This is a genomic window from Paenibacillus turpanensis (genome assembly GCF_011421635.1).
Classification (GTDB): Bacteria; Bacillota; Bacilli; order Paenibacillales; family YIM-B00363; genus Paenibacillus_AK; species Paenibacillus_AK turpanensis.
In genome coordinates, this window is the sequence record NZ_WTLI01000019.1 from 98,377 (window position 1) to 118,582 (window position 20,206).

Sequence of the window (20,206 nt, forward strand, 5' to 3'; positions counted from 1 at the left end):
TCACCCATAAGCGGCTCGCCACTCCGGCAGGCCGCTTTTTTAAGTATCCCCTGCAGTTCCCCTCTATCGCATAAATTGAATTCCTCCATAGCAAACTAGGGTAAACCTAGCAAGGAGGTCCTCATTTGCCTTATGTTTCCGAAGCGGCCAGCGCCGTCCCTTCCCATCCTATAGCGCAGAGCGATGTGAAGGAGCTCGTGCTGCGTATGTTCCGCCCCCACTATCCGGGTATTGAAAAACTGATCTCCGTTTTTGATCACAGTGAAATTGAACAGCGTTATTTTTGCGCCCCTTTGGATTGGTATCCCGAGCCGCATTCCCCGGAGCAGAAGCACCGGATGTATGTGGAGCACGCCTGCCAGCTCGCGGAAGAGGCCGCGCGCCGCTGCCTGCAAAAAGCATCGCTCGAGCCGGAACACATTGATCATTTGATTTTTGTATCCACAACAGGAACAGCCACGCCAAGCATCGACGCGCATCTATTCAACCGTCTAAGCTTCAAGCGAAATCTTAAACGTACTCCGATCTGGGGGCTCGGCTGTGCCGGGGGAGCCGCAGGTCTGTCACGCGCCTTGGAGTATGTAAAGGCTTTTCCAACGCACCGCTGCCTCGTCGTCGCTGTCGAGCTTTGCAGTCTCACCTTTCTGCCGAATGACCGGTCTAAAAGCAACATTGTCGCTACCTGCTTATTTGGAGACGGTGCGGCAGCCGTTTTGGTGTGCGGCGACGAAACGGAGCCGAAGCGGAGCTCACCTCTGCGACTCGAGCTGCTCGGCTCGCAAAGCACGACGTGGAAGGATTCACTGGATATCATGGGATGGGACATCGTCGATGAAGGAATGAAGGTCGTTTTCTCGCGAGATATCCCTTCTCTTGTACGTAAGGAAATTCATCCGAATGTCGAGGAGCTGGTGCATTCCTTCGGAGTGGAAGGTTCCCAGATCCGTAATTACGTGCTTCATCCGGGAGGGATGAAGGTGCTCCAGGCGTACCGCGAAGCGCTGCAGGCTCCGGACGGCGCGCTTGATGCTTCCGCCGACATTTTGCGGGAATATGGAAATATGTCTTCCTGTACGGTGTTTTTTGTTATGGAGCGCATGCTTTCGGAAGGAAGGTTTCAGGAAGGTCACGGGATTTTGGGGGCGCTAGGTCCGGGCTTCAGCTCCGAGCTGGTGCTCTTCCATGCAGCGAAAAGCCCTGGGGTCGATCAATATCAATAACTCAGTAAAGGAGCCTTGAACGAAAAATGAACAGCCAGAGCTTATTTTTTCTGATCGTCCTTGCCATTGTTGTCCTCCAGCGGATGATTGAGCTGCGCATTGCGAAAAGCAATGAGGCGAGAGTGACCAAGCTCGGGGGGTATGAGGCGGGCGCCGACCATTACCATTGGTTTTTCATTCTTCACAGCATATTCCTGATCAGTGTAACGATTGAGACTGCGGCCAAGGGATTTTCGATGCCGGTATGGTGGACGGTTCCGTTTGCGGTTTTTCTTTCTGCACAATCGCTTCGCGTGTGGTGCATTCGCACGCTTGGGATGTTTTGGAATACGAAAATTATAGTCCTGCCCGGTACCCAACCGATCCGACGAGGTCCTTACCGCCTTCTCCGTCACCCGAATTATTTGGTAGTCGCGTTAGAGCTCGTGAGCCTCCCTCTCATCTTCGGGGCAACATATACCGCTTTATGGGCCTCGGCAGCCAATATCATCCTCCTGCGAAAGAGAATTGCAGTGGAAGAGGACGCATTGGAATCAGCGGCGGCCCAGCATAAGGGAGTTCAAGACCATGTCTCGTTATCGTAACCGCCCTTTTATCCATTCCGACGGCTCGCCCATTGCTTCTATATATAAGACCAAAAATCCGGACGAGCACTTTGCTCAAAACATCGGCGATCCGGGAAGCTTTCCATTCACGAGAGGAATATATCCCGATATGTATCGTGAAAAGCTGTGGACGATGCGCCAGTATTCCGGCTTCGGCGATTCGGAGTCCACCAATTCGCGGTTAAAGCGTTTGCTGGACAATGGGCAGACCGGTCTCTCGCTTGCCTTCGATTTGCCTACTCAGCTTGGCTATGATGCGGACCACCCGCTCGCTGACGGAGAGGTCGGAAAGGTTGGACTGGCTGTGAGCACTTTGGCTGATCTGGAGCAAGCACTGGACGGGATCCCGCTGGATCGGGTCAGCTGCTCCATGACCATAAACGCCCCCGCTGCAGTGCTGCTGGCCATGGTGATTGCTGTCGCTGAGAAGCAGGGCGTCCCTGCCGATACCTTAAGCGGTACCGTGCAGAACGATATTTTAAAGGAGTACTGCGCCCGCGGCTTGTACATTTTCCCTGCCGCCCCTTCTCTTCGGCTGGCCGTTGATGTGATGGAATATGCGGCCCATAGGCTGCCGAAATGGAACTCCATTTCAGTCAGCGGTTATCATATCCGCGAAGCCGGCGCTACTGCCGCACAGGAGCTTGCCTTTACCTTTGCCAATGCGCTCGCTTATCTTGATGAAGGCAGGCGGCGCGGCATCAATGCCGGTGCTCTGCTTCGCAGAATGTCGTTTTTCTTCGCGGCGCATAATTTGCTGTTCGAGGAAGCGGCCAAGTTCCGTGCCGCACGCAGGCTGTGGGCTAGGCTTGTGCGCGACCGCTACGGCGTAGCCGATGCGGAGCTGCTGCGGCTGCGGTTTCACGCACAGACCGGCGGCGTCACCTTAACGGCGCAGCAGCCGGACAACAATGTAGCGCGGGTCACCCTGCAAGCGTTAGCTGCCGTCCTTGGCGGTGCGCAAAGCCTGCATACGAATGCGCCCGATGAAGCAATCGGTCTTCCAACCGAGGAAAATGCGGTTACCGCTCTGCGCATTCAGCAAATTCTCGCCTTGGAGAGCGGTGCGGCGGATACGGTAGACCCGTTAGCCGGCTCCTACTATGTCGAGGAGCTTACGGATCGGCTGGAAGCGGAAGCTCTGCGGCTCCTAGAACGCATTGACCGTATGGGCGGGAGCTTAAACGCCATTCGGCTGGGTTGGATGCAGCGGCAAATTGAAAGCTCCGCCTATGCGACCTTTACCCGCATCCAATCCGGCGCACAGCCGATCGTCGGGATAAATTGCTTTCAGGAGGATAACGCCTCCTTCTCCGAAGGTCACTTTGCTTCGCAGCAGAACAGCAACACCCATGTCACCGAACAATTCAACCGCCTTCAAACGGTAAAACAAAACCGGAATACCGGCAAAGTGCTGAAAGCTCTCGAGAATATACGTGCTACGGCCAAGTCATCCGATAATTTGATGGAGCCGATTGTAGAGGCAGTAAAGCTCTATGCAACCATAGGAGAAATTTGCGGGGTACTGCGGGAGGAATTCGGGGAACACCGGGAGGAACGAAGTGATGTTACAATCCCAGACCTATAATGTAGTGATTGCGAAGACCGGGCTGGACGGACATACACGCGGTGCCGTTTCCATTGTAAAAGGCTTGCGGGAGCTCGGTATGAACGCATGGTTCACCGGCATTCGCCGAACCCCGGAAGAAATTGCGGAAATCGCAGCGAAAGTGGAAGCGCACTGCATCGGTGTGTCGTTTCATTCCGGCACACATCTTGAGCAGATGCCCCGGGTGCTGCGGACGCTGGAAGCACGCGGGCTGCACGTGCCGCTTCTGCTTGCCGGAGGGATCATCCCTTCCGCCGATATCCACCGGCTTCTGGAGATGGGCGTCTCCGGCGTATTTACGCCGGGGGCAAGCATCGCATCAATCGCCCGCTTTATTCAAGATCGCGTGCAGCTCTCCGAAGCCTCACCCTTTACTCCACAGCGATTTGCCCCGCTTCCGTTAGAAACACCTTTCGCTGCGGATCATTTTTCAGCTTCACATTAAACATTTTCAGTTTATGCTCATCCACTTGTTCAAACAGCCAGCTCTCCGGATCGGAACACCCGGCAGACTGTAGAAAGCGCTCCTTCGCCTCAGCGGCCTCCTCTTCGGAATGCCACCAGCCCACCCCGTAATAGCCGAGGTCGTAGCTGTTCTTTTGCACAGCTGCCGCAATTTGTCCACTCTCTTTATGCTTCAGTACAAAAGCCATCGTCATTCCCTCCTTTCGCCGTCTACTAGGTAGAAAAAGGCGCAGTCCCGCACGCAGGCTGCGCCTTTCCATCTCTCAAACAACAAATATTATAAATACGGATTTTCGTGCTTCGCTTTCAGACGGCGCCAGCGGCGCTCCACTTCTTCTTCAAACGATTTGAGCGCTTCCGCATATTCAGGCTTCGTCATATGCTTTGTTTTGCCCATCTTTTTCAGCCATTCCGCGACCGGAACACGCTTGCCCTTCTCTTCCGGATCATACGTAATCGTTGTTACGCCGCTTTCCACTTCATAGAGCGGGAAAAAGCAGCTGTTTACCGCATCGTCGATGATCACCTGACCATCCTTTTCTTCTGAAAGCCAGTTGAGCGGACATGTAATCAAAATTTTGCCGTACACCATACCCTCGTTCTGCGCATAGTATTGGGCTTTCGCCGCTTTACGCAGCAGGTCCTGAGGATTGGCTTCCGAGCCCGTGAACACATATGGGATATGCGTGGACGCCATAATTTGCGCTGTATCCTTATGATGGAACAGCTTGCCGCCCTGCGCCTTACCAACGTTGGACGTTGATGTGCGGTGGCCGAGCGGAGTCGAATACGACAGCTGTGCTCCTGTATTCATATATCCTTCGTTATCGTATTCAAGGATAATCATCTTATGGTTACGCAGCGCCGCACCGATCGCCGGACCCATCCCGATATCCATACCGCCGTCACCGGTTACCATGACGAACGTAAAGTCGTCCTGCAGACCGAGATGGTCCAGCTCTCCGCGGCGTTTACGCTCCCAGAACATTTCGACGACGCCAGAAAGCGTGGCCGCACCGTTTTGGAACAGGTTATGAATATACGTTGCTTTATGGGCCGAATACGGGAAGCCGGTTGTTACAACCATCGCACAGCCCGTATGATACAGCGCTACGATGTCTCCTTCAATGCCTTTAAAGAACAGCTCCAGGCCGGAGAAAATACCGCAGCCCGGACATGCTCCGTGACCCGGAGCCAAGCGCTTTGGCTTCTTCGTCAGCTGACGGAGCGGCGGAACCTTAACCTTCAGCTTGCCGGTATCCGGATCTTTATTGACCTGGATTAGACCGGTTTTCAGGTCTTCATATTTCATCGGCTCGAGCACGCGCTTCGGCGCCTTCGCCGGATCGCCTGCCGTAATTCCGTAATACTCAAACGGTTTTTCGATAACGCCCGATTCCATCGCATCGATGGCGAATTGGAAAAACTGATGTCCGTCCTCCGCATAGAAGTCTTTGCCGCCGAGGCCATAAATACGAGAAATCACCTTTGTTGTCGTATTCCCATGGGTGAACAGCGCCGCTTTAATTTCGTTCACCATGTTGCCGCCATGACCGCCGTAAGAATCGGCGCGGTCGCCAACCGTGATTGCCTTCACGTTTTTCAATGCTTCGGCGATTTCCTTCTGCGGGAACGGGCGAATCATATTCGGAGCAATGGAGCCGGCCTTGATCCCTTGGGCGCGCAGTTGGTCAACAACGTCCTTAATAATTTCCGATGCGGAGTTCATCAGGAAGACGGCAACCTCGGCATCCTCCATCCGGTACAAATCAAGAATCGGATAATCGCGTCCCGTCAGCTGCTTGTATTCCGCACGGATCTTGTCAAACACTTCACCTGCATTGTACATCGCCACCGACTGCTGATAGCAGTTGTTAATGTAATCCGGCTCGTTCATGTACGGGCCGACCGTAATCGGATTGTTGCGGTCGAGCACATGCTTGTATTGCGTCGGCTGCTCACCGATGAAGGCATGTACGTCGCTCTTGTTTGCAAACGTCTGCACGCGGCGCTTTTGGTGCGACGTAAAGTAGCCGTCCGAAGCGACGATGACTGGTAGGCGAACATCTTCATGCTCGGCCAGCTTAATTGCTATAATATTCATATCGTATACCGCTTGCGGATCTCGAGCCATAAGAATCGGCCAGCCGGTATTCAAAGCATAATACAGATCAGAGTGGTCGCCGTGTATGTTTAGAGGTCCGGATACCGAACGGCAAACCAGGTTCATTACCATCGGGAAGCGTGTACCGGATTGCACCGGCATTTGCTCCAGCATATACAAATATCCGTTTGCGCTCGTTGCGTTAAATACGCGTCCGCCAGCAGCGGAAGCACCATAGCATATCCCTGCGGATCCATGCTCTCCGTCAGCAGGAATCAATTTGATGTCATGCTGTCCATTCGCCTTCATTAAATCGAGGAATTGCGCCACTTCGGTAGAAGGCGAGATTGGAAAATAGCCCATTACGTGATAATTGATTTGGTGCGCCGCATAAGCAGCCATTTCATTGCCGGATTCGTATACGATCCGCTGTTCAACGGTTCCTTGCGGAACTTCCTTTTCAATATCCATAGCCATATCGGAATTTCACTCTCCTTTAGTTCGCTAAGGTAAATCGGTGAGGGACGCGATGCTCTTCGTGGTACCCTTCCGTCTCGCGCTCGGAGCTGAGTGCTTCGGTCGGACAGGCGATAACGCATTTTAAGCAGCCCTTACAATACTGGTAATCGATTCCCTGCAGGAACATTTGCGGACGGCCCTTTTTATCCGGCTGTTCGTCCCACACAAAGCAGAAATCCGGGCAGGCCGTGTCACAGGCCGCACAGTGAATGCATTTTTCTTCATCGAAATGCGGCATCATGCCGGCACGGGAGATACTCAAATCTTTAAGAATGCTGTTGCCTGGGTTGACAATCATACCACCCATCGGCTGGGTTTCATAACCGAGCACCGGAATATCCCACCGGGTCGGAAGCGGCATCGACACGCCTTCCGGCAGCGAAAACGTTTGGAAATTCACTTCATTATAGCCTCGGTCAAAGGTGCGCAGAGCAGGCTCAACCGCTTGCGGATATTTCTTCTCGAGCGACTTGCGGATGACCAGCTTCATATGCTCGACATCGAGGAACTCACAAAGCCGGAACAGCGCACCAAGCATCGCCATGTTTGCGCGGTTCTTTTCTTCCAGTGCGATTCCCGTTGCATCGACAACAGCGATTGTCCCGCCGAGAAGCTTCATTTTTTCCTTCAGCTGCTCCGGTGTTTTTGCGGAGTTGACGAGTACGACGCTGTCTTCATAAATGCCGCTGATCACATTGACCGTTTTCGATAAATTCTCATGGAAAATGCCTACCACATGAGGACGTTCTACCGGTGTAGTATCGCGGATATTCGTTTCCAAATCACAGAAGCGGATATGCGCCTTAACTGGCGATCCCTTCTTCTCCGAGCCGTAAGACGAAAAACTAACTCCGTTGAAACCGCTTCCATTTACACCTGCCTCAGCGAGCATTTTGCCTGCAAGGTTTGCTCCAAGTCCGCCGATGGATTCCAGGCGAATTTCGAAAAACCCAAGCTCGTTCTTCTTCGGCAGTGATTTCGGTACTACTGACATACCTCCACTCCCCCTCTAAAGTAATGGACTATGTAGTTGAATGAAACAGTTATTAAAAAATAGTATAACAGCTTATGCATCTTCACGTATATAGGTTTAAAGATAAAAAAAATAAGCCACCCTAAAAGGAAGGCTTATAAAGCAGGTGCATTTTCACCGATTATGCGCGCTTTAAATGAGGTGTTGGATTCTGACAGTCATGACAATCTGGGGTATAGCAGTCGGCCTGCTCTTGAATTTGTTGCCCGCAGCTGCGGCAAACCTTCGGCGGAAGCTTATCAAAAAACACGATCGGCGACAACGAACTTCTGAATTCCGGTTGCTGCATTCCAATCACTCCTTCTGCCTTATTCTGTTGTATAGTGTACTATAACAATTATTGTTGTGCAACAGTTTTATTTATTGTATAACAGTTGCTCTGAACTGAAAAACAGCATTACTTTTTTTGACCTTTTCCTATAATTTGAGCAAAATATAAGAAGAATAAAAGGACAATAACAAGGACCGAATGGAGGAAACATCATGCTGCCTTACGTTATCGCCTTTTTCGCTTTTCTTACAGCTTTGATCTTCATTGCTGCAGTTTATTTTTCAAAGATCGTCCTTTATATGAGGACGCATAACGATCTCGACATTTTTCTTGCCGAGGCGGAGGCCAGGAAATTCGACAAGGATGTATATGAGCGGCTTACGAAGCAGGAGGTCCGAATTGACTCCCCTATGGGTTACCCCCTCCACGCTGTATTTATTCCGGCGCCGGGTCCAGCCTCTTCTCGGAAAACCGTCATTTTGGCACATGGCGTAACCTCCTCCCATTCCGGGATGATCAAATATATGGATCTATTTTTGCCCCGAGGCTTTAATGTACTTGCCTATGATCACCGCAGACATGGAAAAAGCGGCGGCACCACGACTACCTATGGTCTTTATGAGAAGCTGGATCTCAAGGCATGTGTCGACTGGGTTTTCGAGAAAACAGGTCCAGAGAGTGTCATCGGCATTTTCGGGGAATCGATGGGAGCCGCAACCGCACTGCAGCATGCGGCAATCGATAGCCGTGCTGCCTTTTATATCGCGGATTGTCCATATTCAGACTTTACGGAGCAGCTGAAGTACAGACTTCGAATCGAATATCGGCTGCCTGCTTTTCCGCTTATTCCGATCGTAAGCTTCGTGGCATGGCTCCGCAGCGGCTTCCGGTTCGGGGCCGCTTCCCCAATACGCACTTTGCATAAGGTTGAAGTCCCGGTTTTATTTATTCATGGAACCGAGGATACGTATATCCCTAAAGAAATGTCGGTCGATTTGTACGAAAAGAAAGAAGGCGTCAAGGGGCTGTATTTGGCGCCGAATGCAGATCACGCAGAGGCCTATTGGAAAAATAAAGAGGAGTATAACCAGATCGTTGGGCAATTCCTCGAAGGAATCGGTGTAATCAAGCCACAGCTGCAAAAAGCGCAGGCAGAGTAATCACTCTGCACTGCGCTTTTTGCATGTAAACCGTTATCCAAGAACGACGCGGTCGTCGGCCAATTTATGCCCGCTAATTTGCTGGAAGGCTTCAAGCAGCTTTTCAACCGTTACCTGCTTCTTCTCTTCTTCCGCCATATCGATAATAATTTTACCTTTGTCCATCATAATAAGTCGATTCCCCAAGGTAATGGCCTGCTCCATGTTATGAGTAACCATCAGCGTTGTCAGCTTAAGCTCGGCAACGATCTCCTTCGTAATCTTCGTAATGAGATCCGCCCGCGCTGGATCGAGGGCAGCCGTATGTTCATCCAAGAGCAATATGCTTGGCTTCGTAAACGTCGCCATCAATAAGCTCAATGCTTGCCGCTCGCCGCCGGACAGCAAGCCTACCTTTGCCGAAAGCCGGTTTTCCAGACCAATGCCCAGCCGCGACAACTGCTCGCGAAATAACTTACGGCGCGCACGGCTGACACCCATTACAAGACCTCTTGTCTTACCGCGGGAATAAGCCAGGGCAAGGTTTTCCTCGATCGTCATCGACGGAGCGGTCCCCGCCATCGGATCCTGAAACACACGGCCGATCCACTTGGATCGCTGATACTCCGGCATATTCGTCACATTGCTGTTTTCAATATGCACTTCCCCGAGGTCCGGGGTCATTACACCAGAAATGATATTCATTAAGGTCGATTTGCCCGCCCCGTTACTTCCGATCACGGTTACAAAATCGCCAGGCTTCAGCTGAAGATTAATTGAGGATAAAGCAATCTTTTCATCAGGCGAGGACGCGTTAAACAGCTTGGATACATTTTCAATCCGCAGCATCAGCGCACCTCCCCTTTTCTCGCCAATTCCGCAATCCTTCTGCGACCCGCCCGTTTTTGCGAAACCGCTTTGCGAAGCATCGGCGCGATCAAAGCAATAATAACGATAAGTGCAGTCATCAGCTTCATATCCGTTGGATTCAAGCCGATTTGCAGCGCCATGGCAACAACCAAGCGGTAAACGATGGCTCCGAGCACAACTGCGATAGTAGCTCGAACGATGGAACGAGCGCCAAAGATCACTTCGCCGATAATAACCGATGCAAGACCAATTACGATCATGCCGACACCCATTTGGATGTCTGCAGAAAATTGATATTGGGCGATCAGTGCGCCGGAGACGGCCACAAGACCGTTCGACAAGCTCACACCAAGTATGATGGTATTGTCTGTATGCACGCCGAAGCTTCGGATCATGCGCGCATTATCTCCTGTCGCACGCAGTGCTAATCCTACATCCGTCTTCAAGAACCAATCGACGGCAAGCTTAATGGCCAGCACCACGAATGGCATAATCAAAAGAACGGATCCTTCAGGCAAAAGAGTGTCTAGGTTGTATACGGATATGTTCGCTTTCCCCATAATTCTCAGGTTAATCGAATACAGTGCAATCATCATGAGAATTCCGGAAAGCAGTGCGTTAATTTTCCCTTTCGTATGCAGCAAGCCGGTTACGGCCCCGGCAGCAAGTCCCCCGCCGAAAGCAGCAAGGGTCGCAAGAGCCGGGGAGACGCCGCCCACGATCAGCACAGCGGCAATGCCCGCGCCGGTCGTAAAGCTGCCGTCAACCGTAAGATCCGGAAAATCCAAAATACGAAACGTCAAGTAAACGCCTAACGCCATAATGGCGTAAAGTAAACCGAGCTCGATCGCTCCGGTAATCGCTATCGGCATTGGGCGTGCCCCTCCATTGTGTTATTCGATGATGTTTTTCGCGTCTGCGAGCTTCTTCAGCTCAGGCGTCACTTCGATGCCCTGATTTTTTGCAGCCTTCAAATTCATGTAGAGCTCAAGCTTTTCCGGGAATCGAACCGCGAGGTCGGCCGGCTTCTTGCCTTCCTTCAAAATTTCTACAGCCATTTTGCCTGTTGTATAACCGATATCGAAAAATTCATAACCAAACGTCGCAAAGCCGCCGCGCTTCACGGAATCGATATCACCTACAAATAAAGGCTTCTTGTTCTTTTCCGCTACGGAAAGTACAGATTCAAAGGTGGAGATGACCGTGTTATCCTTCGGAATATAGATTGCATCGACGCGGCCTACGAGCGACTCTGCTGCCTGCTTCACTTCGGAACCGTTGCTAATCGCTGTTCTAATTACCTTAATTCCGAGCTTGTTAAGCGCTTCTTCAGCCTTCTGAATTTGTACGACAGAGTTTTGCTCGCCTTCATTTGCAATTGTGCCGATCGTCTTAATGTTTGGGAACTGCTTGTTCACAAACTCCATCAGCTTCGCAATCTCATCCGGGTGCGTGTCGGATACACCGGTTACGTTGGAGCCGGGCTTCTTCATGTCGGCAACAAGCTTCGCCCCGAGCGGATCGGTAACTGCTGAAAACAATACCGGTGTGTCTTTGATTGCTTGTACAGCCGCTTGAGCCGATGGTGTTGCAATCGCCAGAACCAGATCCTTCTTGTCCCCTGCAAACTTTTGAGCAATAGACATGTTATTGGTCGGATCGCCCTGCGCAATTTGAATATCGACTTCAAGGTTTTGCTTTTCGACAAGACCGCTGTCCTTAAGAGCCGCCAAAAATCCATTGCGAGTCGCGTCCAATGCCGGATGCTCCACGATTTGTGAAATCCCGATCTTGTAAACCTTCGTCTCGGACGGAGCCTCAGCGGAGCCGTTAGTAGCCGAGCCGTTCGTTCCTGTTTCCGTCTTCGCGCCGCAGCCTGCCGCAGTCAATAAGCCAAGTGCCAACACAGCACTAACAAGTGCTTTTCTCTTCATCCCGAATCCCCCATTTTCTTTAGTGCATAAAAGCATAAAAATTTTAAAGCAGTACTGACATTGTAACCTCATATTTAACCGACCGTCAATAAGAAGCGACGAAAAATGACACTCCGCAAAGTGTCATTTTAATAAATTGGAAATATGGTCCGGAGGTACCGGTTTGCTGAAGAAAAAGCCCTGCATCATGGAACAGCCTAGCTTCGGAAGCCACTCTCTCTGGAATGTCGTTTCGACACCTTCTACGACAACCTCTAGGTTAAGATTATGCGCCAGCGCAACGATCGAAGAGACAATGGCCGCGTCCGTTTGGTTGGCAATATCGGAAATAAAGGTCCGGTCAATTTTCAATTTATGAATCGGGAGAAGCTTTAAATAGCTGAGCGATGAAAAGCCCGTGCCAAAATCGTCAACGGAAATTTGAATGCCTAAATCAGCCAACGCCTTCAGCTTCTGAATGACGGTTTCGGGATTTTGTATCGCTACACTTTCCGTGATTTCCAAATCAAGTGAGCTTGGAGGCAGCCCTGTTTCCTGCAATATGGCGGAAATTCGTTCAACAAGGCAGTCCTGCTGCAGCTGCCTCGCCGACAAATTCACAGCCATCCGCAAATTGTGGTGGCCGGAGTCGTACCACATTTTACCCTGCATGCAAGCCGTACGAAGCACCCATTCCCCAATCGGAACAATCAAATCCGACTGTTCGGCGATAGGAATAAATTCTCCGGGATATACAATGCCTCTCTCCGGATGGATCCATCGAATCAAAGATTCCACACCGACGATCTTCCCGGAGGTTACGTCAAACTGAGGCTGATAATGCAGAACAAATTGATTGTATTTGATTGCATTTAACAGCTCCCTTTCGATTCTCTGACGGAAGGTTGCCGTTTGCCGCATTTCCCCCGAGTATAAGCCAAAGCTGTTTTTCCCGTTTTCTTTCACGCGATACATCGCCGTATCGGCATGTCGAAGCAGGATGTCAGTGGTATGCCCGTCGTCTGGGAAGATTGCGATTCCTACGCTTCCGGACACCTCAAATTTCAAGCCTCGTACATAAAAAGGCTTGTTCAATTCATATAATATCCGATCCGCAACCTTTACCGCATGGTCCGCTTCAGTGATATGAGGCAGCGTAATCGTAAATTCGTCTCCGCCGATTCGGGCAATCATATCTATATCGCGAATACAGTTTTGCATGCGTTTGGCCGCGATTTGCAGCACCGTATCCCCGATGGTATGCCCGTACGCATCGTTTATCGCGCTAAACCCGTCCAAATCAATCATCAGGACAGCCGCTTTTTCATTATTTTTGGCAGCAAAAAACAAGATCTGCTGCGTGTGCTCATGAAACTTCCTGCGATTGGGCAAATTGGTAAGAGCGTCATGGTAAGCCATATGGGTAACCTTATCTTCCGTTTTCTTCTGTTCGGTTACATTTCTGGCGATACAATAAACACCTTTCACTTGGCCTTCGATTGTAATCGGCAGGGTGACAAGCTGTACCAGCAAATGCTCGCCATCCTTGCTGTACATCATCGTTTCGAATTGGGAGGAGATCCCTTTCAATGCATCCTGATACCGGTCAATCACGACTTCTCGGGCCCGTGGAACAACAAAGTGATCCAGCGTTTTCCCAATCAGCTGGTCCTGTTTATACCCTGTCATCTTCTCCAGCGCAGAGTTAGCACTGGTTAAACAGCAATCAAGCCCAAGCGAAAACACCGCATCTGGATTGGAATCAAACAAAGCTCGAAAAGATTCTTCGTCGTCGGATTTACTTAAAACATTGAGGGTATTCTCAGAAAGATCGAGTGTAAAGCAAGCGTAAGCAAGCACTTCTCCCTTTTCATTACGAATTGGAGTTACCGATTCTTTCGCCTGAAAACAGGATCCGTCCTTACGCTTCCGAATAATTTCGACATTTGCAACGGAATATCGTTGTTCCGATAATATGTTTAGAAAACGCGCCGCCTCTTCTTCGTCACAGAGCGCTGGATTATATGCGATTGCTTCTTGAGCCGTCCAGCCAAACGTGCGTTCAAACGTAGAATTGACATGTAATATGCCCCCGCCCGGCTCGCAGAGCATAAATGAAATATCTCCATATTGGGACAACGTCTCTACTAGATTTATCGCAAATTTGTATTGGTCGTCCATCGAGAATTCATTCACGAAAGGCTGCAACATGTCCACTCCCAGCTAAAGTCTATACTTCTACTATAAACGAATTTCCAGTCATAGTCCAAAAGAAAATCATCGTTTTCTGTCGTTTTTTCGCTGTTTCTATGATATTCTTGTCGGAAAAGGAGGCGTCATCATGAACGAAAATTTCATTCAGATTAAATCACTTGAAGGCGAGCTCAAAATTTCTCATAAAAAGCGCGACTACGGGCTTACCGTTTCCACGAAAGAATTCGTTCTGCATAAGCCTCATGTTAACTATATCGTCAAATTAGAAAATATCATTAGTATTGTTCCGTTTGATATTCGGTCATTAGCTAAGATTCGCCTGGAGCATCCTCAGCATTCCCAGGTCCGTGAAATCGGCAGCTTTGCGTCAGCCGGAAGTCAGCACTACAAAATTTTGGTGACCGGCGGAACCATGCACAATCGAAGCGGCATCTTCCAGCTCGGGTCCATGGATTTCATTATCCCGATCCATGAGCGGCTGCTAAAGACCATCACCCAATATGCTCAGCTTCAATCTCTATAGACGTAAAAAGGCCGCAGCAGCCGATTCTTGTTCGGTGCCGCAGCCTTTTTTTCATTTATCGGGCCCTAGTGTTACGACGTACGGACAGCTGAATAATGCCTACAACCACCGTCCATACCAGAGATGCCGAGAGAGCCACCATAAAAAAGTTTTCAGTTCCATATAAATAATACATCAGAGCATGTGCTGCCAGCATAAACAAAAACAAGCCGATGAGGCTTACATTCAACAGCCATTTCAGCATTGCAATGCTTCCCGCCTTTCCGAGATAGGTTTGGCAAAACGTTTACCTCCTATCCTTTCTATCCGGCGAGGGAATTATACATCCTTATTGCTTGCGAAAGCCTGCTTTTTCCGCATCCTTCAGCGTAAAGAAGAAGACGCGTTCCTCTACAGGGACGCTCCTCCATTGATTTTTCGGCACATACCGCTTGGTCTTGTAGCTACCAACGATTTTATTGCTAATCTCGGGATTTTTCATCCGAAATTCATAAGGGAGAAGCTTGATTGGCTCCTTCGGGTTCCATATTCCTGCACCTTGTGTTTTGGCTGTAGTCGCTGCAGCTAGATACGAATCCGCGTAAGAAAAATTAGGATAAATGAGAAACGGAACCGCCCATCCGAGCCGGACCATTTCTTCGTTAACATTCATTCCCTCTTTATGTATATGTGCCAGCAGACGCCCGTACGAATCAATGGGGTCCTCCCCCGGTTCGACAATGATGGATGTGCCTGACGGCAGAAGCTCCTTTAGTGCCTCGGTTGCTTGCTCGGCATACTTCCCCTGTGATTTTCCATTGTAATTTTTTTCAGGAGTGTCAATGGAAAGCAGTCTAATTTTCTTCGTCCCCATCACAGGCTGCTCAATATGAATCGTGTCGCCATCCACTACTTTTGCAACCACAGCCTCGTAGGTCTGTCTATCCGTTTGCACTGCCGATTGCTGCTCTTTTTCCCAAGGAAGAGAAAACGATAGCGAAGAACAGCCGGTACTGCTTACAAGAAGCAGAGCACCAATAAACAGCGCATATGCCAAACGTTTAGCTTTCGTCATGTCTACCTGCCCTTATGTCTATTCTAGTTGTGTGCGTATTCCGCGAAAATGCTCGATCATTTCGTCCATCGGGATCCGAACCAGTCCGCTTGAAGAAGGGACCACATATTCGATCGTCCCGGAAACAACCGGGTTTTCCTGAGCTCCCCACGGCACATTCTTTCTTCCGCTGTACTGCTCATAAACACCCTTACCGACAAAACATACGAGTCTCGGGCGGTGTTTTTCGATCTTTTGCTTCAATAAAATACGTCCCTCTGCGTATTCATCAGGGGAGATTTCCTCTGCTGTCCTCGTCGGCCTTGCTACGATGTTCGTGAAGCCGTACCCATAATCGGCAAGAAGCTGCTGATCCTCTTCCGGGCGGTACCGCCTTGCGGTTAACCCCGATTCAGCTAATAGCCGATAAAAACGGTTGTTAGGGTTGGCGTAATGATGCCCCGTTTCCCCGGAGCGCAGACTCGGATTGTACCCGACAAAAAGCACATTCAGCCCTTGGCGAATATGGTCCGGTATTACGTCCATGTGACAGCCTCCTTTTGAAATGGAATGGGGATTTGCCCACACAGGCCGTAATCCAATTACATAGGCTAATGACAAGAGAACAATGCAATGAGGTGTGCCCATGCTAAACGAATTGAACCGATTTATGAAAATGGTCGTGCATGCCCAGTCCCAAATTATGGAGATGTTTGAAGGCGCTTGGGGCCAAGGTCCGCGAGCGGTTGTCTATGATCAGAACAATACGATCAAGATTATTATTGAGGCTCCCGGCACCTCCAAGCGCCTGCTTCAGGACTGGTCGATGCGTGTGTCCGGCAGTACGGTGCTCATACGAGGCCAGTTCGAACAAATTCACCGCCGACGTCATCTTGAGACCGAATCCTACTACGACGAACGGAAGCCCGAAGCGTTTGTAAAAGTGATTCCCGTTCCCTACCCTGTAGAAGAAAAGCCGCAATCCGTGAAATATCGCAATGGAATGTTGACCATTACCTTAGGGAAGCAAAGAACCGCCAACAAAGAAAAATGGACCTCTATTTTTCCGTAACCTCGTAGCGTTCCTTGCTCACATGCTGCGCGATAAATGGCGTGATTTTGCCGCTATGTGCAATCACAAGGCGATGCAGCGCCCGAGTACACACCGTATAAAAAAGCTTGCGTTCTTCTTCTCGCGCATACCGCCGTTCTCCCGCATCGTAGATGAGGACAGCGTCAAATTCGAGGCCTTTTGCCAAATAGGATGGGATAATGAGCAATCCTTTTATGAAGGTGCGTGTCGTCTTGGTAATCAAGTGAACATCCCACTCCGGCTTCAGCAGGGCGAAGGCCTCCTCGCATTCCTGCGCCGTTTTACAGATGATAGCGATGGACTCATAGCCTTCATCCTGCAGAATACGAAGCAGCTCGCTGTAATTGTCCGCTTTCTGTTCATCCGACAAAGAAACGAGCAGCGGCTTTTTCCCCTTCCGTTCAAACGGAACCGCCGGCGCATGGTCCGTCAGCATCTCATTGGTAAAATGAACGATATCTTCGGTGGAGCGATAGCTTTTAGACAAACGGATGACCGCCGTTTCCTCTTGACCCAATAAATCCTCTGCACGCAGATGACCACTGTCGTCGGAATGCGCCAGGATCGCTTGGTTCACATCGCCCAGCAATGTCATGCCGCTTCCCGGAAACAACCGCTTCATAAAAAGCAGCTGGAACGGCGAGTAATCCTGCGCTTCATCGATGACGACATGACGCATGCGCCTTAAGGCAGAAAAGCCATGCAAACCTTCCTTGAGCAGCAGCAAAGGCGCCGCGTCCTCGTATGGAACCCCGCTTTCCATACGCTCGAGGGTATCGCTGGCAATGGCTTTCCAAGCCTCCGGTATCGAAGCCTCACCTATAAGCTGACGAACCAGCTGCTCATCCGTTAAAAGGGCGCGATAAAGTGCGGTAATATCAATGAACGCCAGTTTTTTCGCTTGATTTTGCAGCGGACCATACACCTTACGCGCTTTTCGTTTGGCCATGGCCTTGAGCTCTTCATCTGAGCCCAAGTACTTTGGCTGCTTTTGTAAATTCCGAAACCACTTTTGAACCCGTTCCTTCGCCTTGGCCTGAATCTCTCCAACCAACCATTCTCTCATTTTCGTAATACGGCTGGGTACCGGCTGCTCCGCAAACGTTTCATAGAACAAGCGCTGCAGCTGCTCTACGGAAATCAACGTTTTTTCCCCTGCCATGAAAGGAACAAACTGCATTCCCTCCCGACCCAAATGCTCCACGTACCGTTCAATCAGTTCAAAGTAGGCTTTCGATGCTTTAAATCGAATACCTTGAATACGTGCAGTATAAGAAGGTTCTTTATACGCAGATAGAACGTATTCCGTTTGATCATAAGGGTCCTCAATCGTAACGGAAGAGCCGAACCGGTTTTCCAAATATTCTTGAAAGGTCGTCTGCTGCATCTGGTTTTCGCCAAGCTCCGGCAAGACATTCGACACATAATCATTGAAAATCGCATTCGGCGAAAAGAGCATCAGCTGATCCTCAGTCCAACGGTTGCGGTATTTATAGAGAAGATAAGCGACACGCTGCAGTGCCGCCGAGGTTTTGCCGCTTCCCGCAGCGCCTTGAACGAGAAGATATTTATGCTCCGTATCACGGATAATCTGATTTTGCTCGCGCTGAATCGTCGTAACAATGCTTTTCATTTTGTCATCGGCATGCTTCCCGAGCATTTCCTTCAACATCTCATCGCCGATGGACACCCCGGTGTCAAACATTCCGATCATTCGGCCGCCGCGAATAATAAATTGGCGTTTAAGCTCGATGTTTCCGCCAATCGGTCCTTCCGGCGATTGGTATTGAGCCGGCCCGGGACCATAATCGTAATACATTCCAGCTATGGGCGCGCGCCAATCGTATATGTAAATATCTCCTGTCGTTTCATCGACAAAAGAGGATAACCCTATATAGATACGGTCGATTTCCTGCAACCCGTCTTCGTGGAAATCCAGTCGTCCGAAATAAGGATTGTCCTGCAGCTTGCCAAGCCTGCGCACGGTCTGTTCCGCCTGCGCATAGCTTTGTGCTTGTCTAGCCAGCTCTCTGGATTCCTGAGTTATGTTTACGGCCGCTTCAAACCAATCATCCGAATCGTAAACAAGGTCATCCCAAATATATTTCCTTGTTTCAAGAACGTCCGATTTACGTCCGCCAGCAATATCCTTCGCTTTCTGAAGCTCCCGCTCAATCGCTGTAATAACCGTCTGCAGTCGTTTCTCTTCTTGTATGCGATCCTTATCCAATTGCGTCATTCCTGCCTCCTAATGAAAGCATATAACATGCAGTATTTTCGACTCAGCTACAATTAATGCTTGTGTTTCCCGATCTTAAAATATTCGCTGCTTTTCGCCTTGCGTTAATCTTCTTCCGCTTATATCAAAAATCACTTTGCCGTCCGCCATTCCCCAAATGCGAGAGGCATATTTTTCAGCAAATTCGGTTTGATGCAGGGTACAAATAAAAGTGACGGATTTCTTGCTGCACAGCTCTTTAATATCATTTAACAGCTTCCCCGCGCTGTGAGGGTCCAAGCCGGTAACAGGCTCGTCGGCTATTATAATGTTCGCGCCCTTTGCCAGTGCGTAAGCAATGGCTACACGCTGCTTTTCACCGCCGCTTAGCTGCCCTAGCTTCTGTTTCGCTTTATCCAGCAATCCGACATGCTCAAGAATATCCATTGCCTTCATATACTCCTCTTCCGGGGTCGTAAACGTAATTTTACGCCACAACGGAAACGTTGTTCGTCTGCCGGAGAGCACATAGGAAATGGCCGTTTGATTCGGGTCTAGCTGCACCTTTTCTTCCAAGTAGACGATTTTATTCTTAAATGTAAATCGGGATAACCAATTCGCCGATGTTACCTCGTTCCCATCATGGATATACTGTCCGTTCGTCCATGTGTCTCGAAGCGCTAGGCATTTGAGCAAGGTGCTTTTCCCGCTGCCGCTGCCCCCAAGAATGGAAATAAATTCTCCGGGATCTGCTTGAAAAGAAATATGGTCCAGTACTTTCCTCTCATCTATTAGTTTATCCAAATTGCGAACGATCAGCATAAAAGCTCCCCTCTCCAAGAACAAAACTCTTCCCTAAATTGTACCATGAAGAAGAAACCGATTGCGATATTTGAGCTGCAACATGCCAAGAAACAAACCTTCTCTTATAAAAAAATAAAAAAACACCACCGGCAATTCGGGATGCTTCTTGATGTTTATTATGGCGCGCCCTGAGAGATTCGAACTCCCGGCCTTTTGATTCGTAGTCAAACGCTCTATCCAGCTGAGCTAAGGGCACTTATGTATGGAGCGGAAGACGGGATTCGAACCCGCGACCCTCGCCTTGGCAAGGCGATGCTCTACCACTGAGCCACTTCCGCAAATGATGGTGCGGTCGAGAGGACTCGAACCTCCACGGGCGTACGCCCACTACCCCCTCAAGATAGCGTGTCTGCCATTCCACCACGACCGCATATGAAATTGGATTGCAGCTTCGATATTGCTTCACAATAACTTATGCTTCTTCAAGGAAAAAGGTTCATTCCTTGAAAACTGGATGCGATAAACGAGTGTTTACAAGCATGTTGCTTGTTTATTGGATAAGCCCTCGACCGA

The 20,206-nt window shown here is 49.9% G+C and carries 20 protein-coding genes and 3 tRNA genes; 7 read left to right on the forward strand and 16 right to left on the reverse strand.

Annotation, left to right across the window (positions count from 1 at the left end; all coding sequences use genetic code 11):
• Positions 1-125: 125 nt before the first annotated feature.
• The 4 genes from GQS10_RS17410 to GQS10_RS17425 are packed head-to-tail and all read left to right on the forward strand — an operon-like array spanning position 126 to position 3,879.
• Positions 126-1,220, forward strand: a complete 1,095-nt coding sequence (locus tag GQS10_RS17410; protein WP_243735234.1) for a type III polyketide synthase — start codon at positions 126-128, stop codon at positions 1,218-1,220.
• Between the two features lie 26 nt (positions 1,221-1,246).
• Complete coding sequence (locus GQS10_RS17415) at positions 1,247-1,804, forward strand: isoprenylcysteine carboxyl methyltransferase family protein (RefSeq protein WP_166244528.1); 558 nt, start codon at positions 1,247-1,249, stop codon at positions 1,802-1,804.
• Positions 1,788-3,413: an acyl-CoA mutase large subunit family protein gene (locus tag GQS10_RS17420; protein WP_207952326.1), complete on the forward strand. Its 1,626-nt coding sequence runs from the start codon at positions 1,788-1,790 to the stop codon at positions 3,411-3,413. The genes GQS10_RS17415 and GQS10_RS17420 overlap by 17 nt, the downstream gene beginning before the upstream one ends.
• Positions 3,391-3,879 (forward strand): cobalamin B12-binding domain-containing protein, encoded by a 489-nt coding sequence (locus tag GQS10_RS17425; protein ID WP_166244530.1) that lies wholly within the window; start codon positions 3,391-3,393, stop codon positions 3,877-3,879. The genes GQS10_RS17420 and GQS10_RS17425 overlap by 23 nt, the downstream gene beginning before the upstream one ends.
• Here the strand turns inward: GQS10_RS17425 and GQS10_RS17430 are convergent.
• The 4 genes from GQS10_RS17430 to yhfH form a co-directional block, all read right to left on the reverse strand.
• The gene (locus GQS10_RS17430) at positions 3,806-4,087 is read right to left on the reverse strand and encodes a hypothetical protein (protein ID WP_166244532.1); all 282 of its coding nucleotides are present in this window, start codon (positions 4,085-4,087) and stop codon (positions 3,806-3,808) included. The genes GQS10_RS17425 and GQS10_RS17430 overlap by 74 nt on opposite strands.
• 89 nt (positions 4,088-4,176) lie before the next feature.
• A complete protein-coding gene (locus GQS10_RS17435) occupies positions 4,177-6,480 on the reverse strand; it encodes a thiamine pyrophosphate-dependent enzyme (RefSeq protein WP_166244534.1) in 2,304 nt (767 codons plus the stop codon).
• A gap of 19 nt (positions 6,481-6,499) precedes the next feature.
• Complete coding sequence (locus GQS10_RS17440) at positions 6,500-7,516, reverse strand: 2-oxoacid:acceptor oxidoreductase family protein (protein ID WP_166244536.1); 1,017 nt, start codon at positions 7,514-7,516, stop codon at positions 6,500-6,502.
• 160 nt (positions 7,517-7,676) lie between these two features.
• Entirely contained in the window at positions 7,677-7,844 is a 168-nt protein-coding gene (gene yhfH, locus GQS10_RS17445; RefSeq protein WP_166244538.1) for a protein YhfH, read from the reverse strand.
• A 194-nt stretch (positions 7,845-8,038) separates the two neighbouring features.
• Here yhfH and GQS10_RS17450 point away from each other — a divergent pair, with 194 nt between their 5' ends.
• A complete protein-coding gene (locus tag GQS10_RS17450) occupies positions 8,039-8,986 on the forward strand; it encodes an alpha/beta hydrolase (RefSeq protein WP_166244540.1) in 948 nt (315 codons plus the stop codon).
• Between the two features lie 33 nt (positions 8,987-9,019).
• Here GQS10_RS17450 and GQS10_RS17455 read toward each other — a convergent pair whose 3' ends face one another.
• The 4 genes from GQS10_RS17455 to GQS10_RS17470 form a co-directional block, all read right to left on the reverse strand.
• Positions 9,020-9,814, reverse strand: a complete 795-nt coding sequence (locus tag GQS10_RS17455; protein WP_166244542.1) for an ABC transporter ATP-binding protein — start codon at positions 9,812-9,814, stop codon at positions 9,020-9,022.
• Positions 9,814-10,707, reverse strand: a complete 894-nt coding sequence (locus tag GQS10_RS17460) for an ABC transporter permease (protein ID WP_166244544.1) — start codon at positions 10,705-10,707, stop codon at positions 9,814-9,816. Before GQS10_RS17460 ends, GQS10_RS17455 begins: the two co-directional genes overlap by 1 nt.
• Before the next feature lie 21 nt (positions 10,708-10,728).
• The gene (locus GQS10_RS17465) at positions 10,729-11,769 is read right to left on the reverse strand and encodes an ABC transporter substrate-binding protein (RefSeq protein WP_166244546.1); all 1,041 of its coding nucleotides are present in this window, start codon (positions 11,767-11,769) and stop codon (positions 10,729-10,731) included.
• Between the two features lie 123 nt (positions 11,770-11,892).
• Positions 11,893-13,956: a sensor domain-containing protein gene (locus GQS10_RS17470; protein WP_166244548.1), complete on the reverse strand. Its 2,064-nt coding sequence runs from the start codon at positions 13,954-13,956 to the stop codon at positions 11,893-11,895.
• A 133-nt stretch (positions 13,957-14,089) separates the two neighbouring features.
• Here GQS10_RS17470 and GQS10_RS17475 point away from each other — a divergent pair, with 133 nt between their 5' ends.
• Entirely contained in the window at positions 14,090-14,485 is a 396-nt protein-coding gene (locus tag GQS10_RS17475) for a hypothetical protein (protein WP_166244550.1), read from the forward strand.
• A 55-nt stretch (positions 14,486-14,540) separates the two neighbouring features.
• Here the strand turns inward: GQS10_RS17475 and GQS10_RS17480 are convergent, their stop codons facing one another.
• The 3 genes from GQS10_RS17480 to GQS10_RS17490 all read right to left on the reverse strand — a co-directional run bounded on the left by GQS10_RS17480 (position 14,541) and on the right by GQS10_RS17490 (position 16,064).
• A complete protein-coding gene (locus GQS10_RS17480) occupies positions 14,541-14,729 on the reverse strand; it encodes a hypothetical protein (RefSeq protein WP_166244552.1) in 189 nt (62 codons plus the stop codon).
• Positions 14,730-14,813: 84 nt separating this feature from the next.
• Positions 14,814-15,539, reverse strand: coding sequence for a thermonuclease family protein (locus GQS10_RS17485; RefSeq protein WP_166244554.1), 726 nt, complete (start codon positions 15,537-15,539; stop codon positions 14,814-14,816).
• A gap of 18 nt (positions 15,540-15,557) precedes the next feature.
• Positions 15,558-16,064: a mismatch-specific DNA-glycosylase gene (locus GQS10_RS17490; protein WP_166244556.1), complete on the reverse strand. Its 507-nt coding sequence runs from the start codon at positions 16,062-16,064 to the stop codon at positions 15,558-15,560.
• Between the two features lie 100 nt (positions 16,065-16,164).
• Here GQS10_RS17490 and GQS10_RS17495 point away from each other — a divergent pair, with 100 nt between their 5' ends.
• Positions 16,165-16,590: an Hsp20/alpha crystallin family protein gene (locus tag GQS10_RS17495; protein WP_166244558.1), complete on the forward strand. Its 426-nt coding sequence runs from the start codon at positions 16,165-16,167 to the stop codon at positions 16,588-16,590.
• Here the strand turns inward: GQS10_RS17495 and helD are convergent.
• The 5 genes from helD to GQS10_RS17520 all read right to left on the reverse strand — a co-directional run bounded on the left by helD (position 16,577) and on the right by GQS10_RS17520 (position 20,063).
• Positions 16,577-18,850 (reverse strand): RNA polymerase recycling motor HelD, encoded by a 2,274-nt coding sequence (gene helD, locus GQS10_RS17500; protein ID WP_166244560.1) that lies wholly within the window; start codon positions 18,848-18,850, stop codon positions 16,577-16,579. The two genes, GQS10_RS17495 and helD, sit on opposite strands and share 14 nt — an antisense overlap.
• 75 nt (positions 18,851-18,925) lie before the next feature.
• Positions 18,926-19,651, reverse strand: coding sequence for a phosphonate ABC transporter ATP-binding protein (locus GQS10_RS17505; protein WP_166244562.1), 726 nt, complete (start codon positions 19,649-19,651; stop codon positions 18,926-18,928).
• 161 nt (positions 19,652-19,812) lie between these two features.
• Positions 19,813-19,889: transfer RNA gene (locus GQS10_RS17510), tRNA-Arg, on the reverse strand.
• A gap of 7 nt (positions 19,890-19,896) precedes the next feature.
• Positions 19,897-19,971, reverse strand: a tRNA-Gly gene (locus tag GQS10_RS17515).
• A gap of 6 nt (positions 19,972-19,977) precedes the next feature.
• Positions 19,978-20,063: transfer RNA gene (locus tag GQS10_RS17520), tRNA-Leu, on the reverse strand.
• Between the last annotated feature and the right edge of the window lie 143 nt (positions 20,064-20,206).

What these genes read in the sequence shown, in the direction of transcription:
- GQS10_RS17450 (WP_166244540.1), top strand. Translation starts at nt 8,039, where the DNA reads ATGCTGCCTTACGTTATCGCCTTTTTCGCTTTTCTTACAGCTTTGATC.
- GQS10_RS17430 (WP_166244532.1), bottom strand. Translation starts at nt 4,087, where the DNA reads ATGGCTTTTGTACTGAAGCATAAAGAGAGTGGACAAATTGCGGCAGCT.
- GQS10_RS17415 (WP_166244528.1), top strand. Translation starts at nt 1,247, where the DNA reads ATGAACAGCCAGAGCTTATTTTTTCTGATCGTCCTTGCCATTGTTGTC.
- GQS10_RS17435 (WP_166244534.1), bottom strand. Translation starts at nt 6,480, where the DNA reads ATGGCTATGGATATTGAAAAGGAAGTTCCGCAAGGAACCGTTGAACAG.
- helD (WP_166244560.1), bottom strand. Translation starts at nt 18,850, where the DNA reads ATGACGCAATTGGATAAGGATCGCATACAAGAAGAGAAACGACTGCAG.
- GQS10_RS17475 (WP_166244550.1), top strand. Translation starts at nt 14,090, where the DNA reads ATGAACGAAAATTTCATTCAGATTAAATCACTTGAAGGCGAGCTCAAA.
- GQS10_RS17480 (WP_166244552.1), bottom strand. Translation starts at nt 14,729, where the DNA reads ATGCTGAAATGGCTGTTGAATGTAAGCCTCATCGGCTTGTTTTTGTTT.
- GQS10_RS17465 (WP_166244546.1), bottom strand. Translation starts at nt 11,769, where the DNA reads ATGAAGAGAAAAGCACTTGTTAGTGCTGTGTTGGCACTTGGCTTATTG.
- GQS10_RS17490 (WP_166244556.1), bottom strand. Translation starts at nt 16,064, where the DNA reads ATGGACGTAATACCGGACCATATTCGCCAAGGGCTGAATGTGCTTTTT.
- yhfH (WP_166244538.1), bottom strand. Translation starts at nt 7,844, where the DNA reads ATGCAGCAACCGGAATTCAGAAGTTCGTTGTCGCCGATCGTGTTTTTT.
- GQS10_RS17495 (WP_166244558.1), top strand. Translation starts at nt 16,165, where the DNA reads ATGCTAAACGAATTGAACCGATTTATGAAAATGGTCGTGCATGCCCAG.
- GQS10_RS17420 (WP_207952326.1), top strand. Translation starts at nt 1,788, where the DNA reads ATGTCTCGTTATCGTAACCGCCCTTTTATCCATTCCGACGGCTCGCCC.
- GQS10_RS17425 (WP_166244530.1), top strand. Translation starts at nt 3,391, where the DNA reads ATGTTACAATCCCAGACCTATAATGTAGTGATTGCGAAGACCGGGCTG.
- GQS10_RS17455 (WP_166244542.1), bottom strand. Translation starts at nt 9,814, where the DNA reads ATGCTGCGGATTGAAAATGTATCCAAGCTGTTTAACGCGTCCTCGCCT.
- GQS10_RS17505 (WP_166244562.1), bottom strand. Translation starts at nt 19,651, where the DNA reads ATGCTGATCGTTCGCAATTTGGATAAACTAATAGATGAGAGGAAAGTA.
- GQS10_RS17485 (WP_166244554.1), bottom strand. Translation starts at nt 15,539, where the DNA reads ATGACGAAAGCTAAACGTTTGGCATATGCGCTGTTTATTGGTGCTCTG.
- GQS10_RS17460 (WP_166244544.1), bottom strand. Translation starts at nt 10,707, where the DNA reads ATGCCGATAGCGATTACCGGAGCGATCGAGCTCGGTTTACTTTACGCC.
- GQS10_RS17440 (WP_166244536.1), bottom strand. Translation starts at nt 7,516, where the DNA reads ATGTCAGTAGTACCGAAATCACTGCCGAAGAAGAACGAGCTTGGGTTT.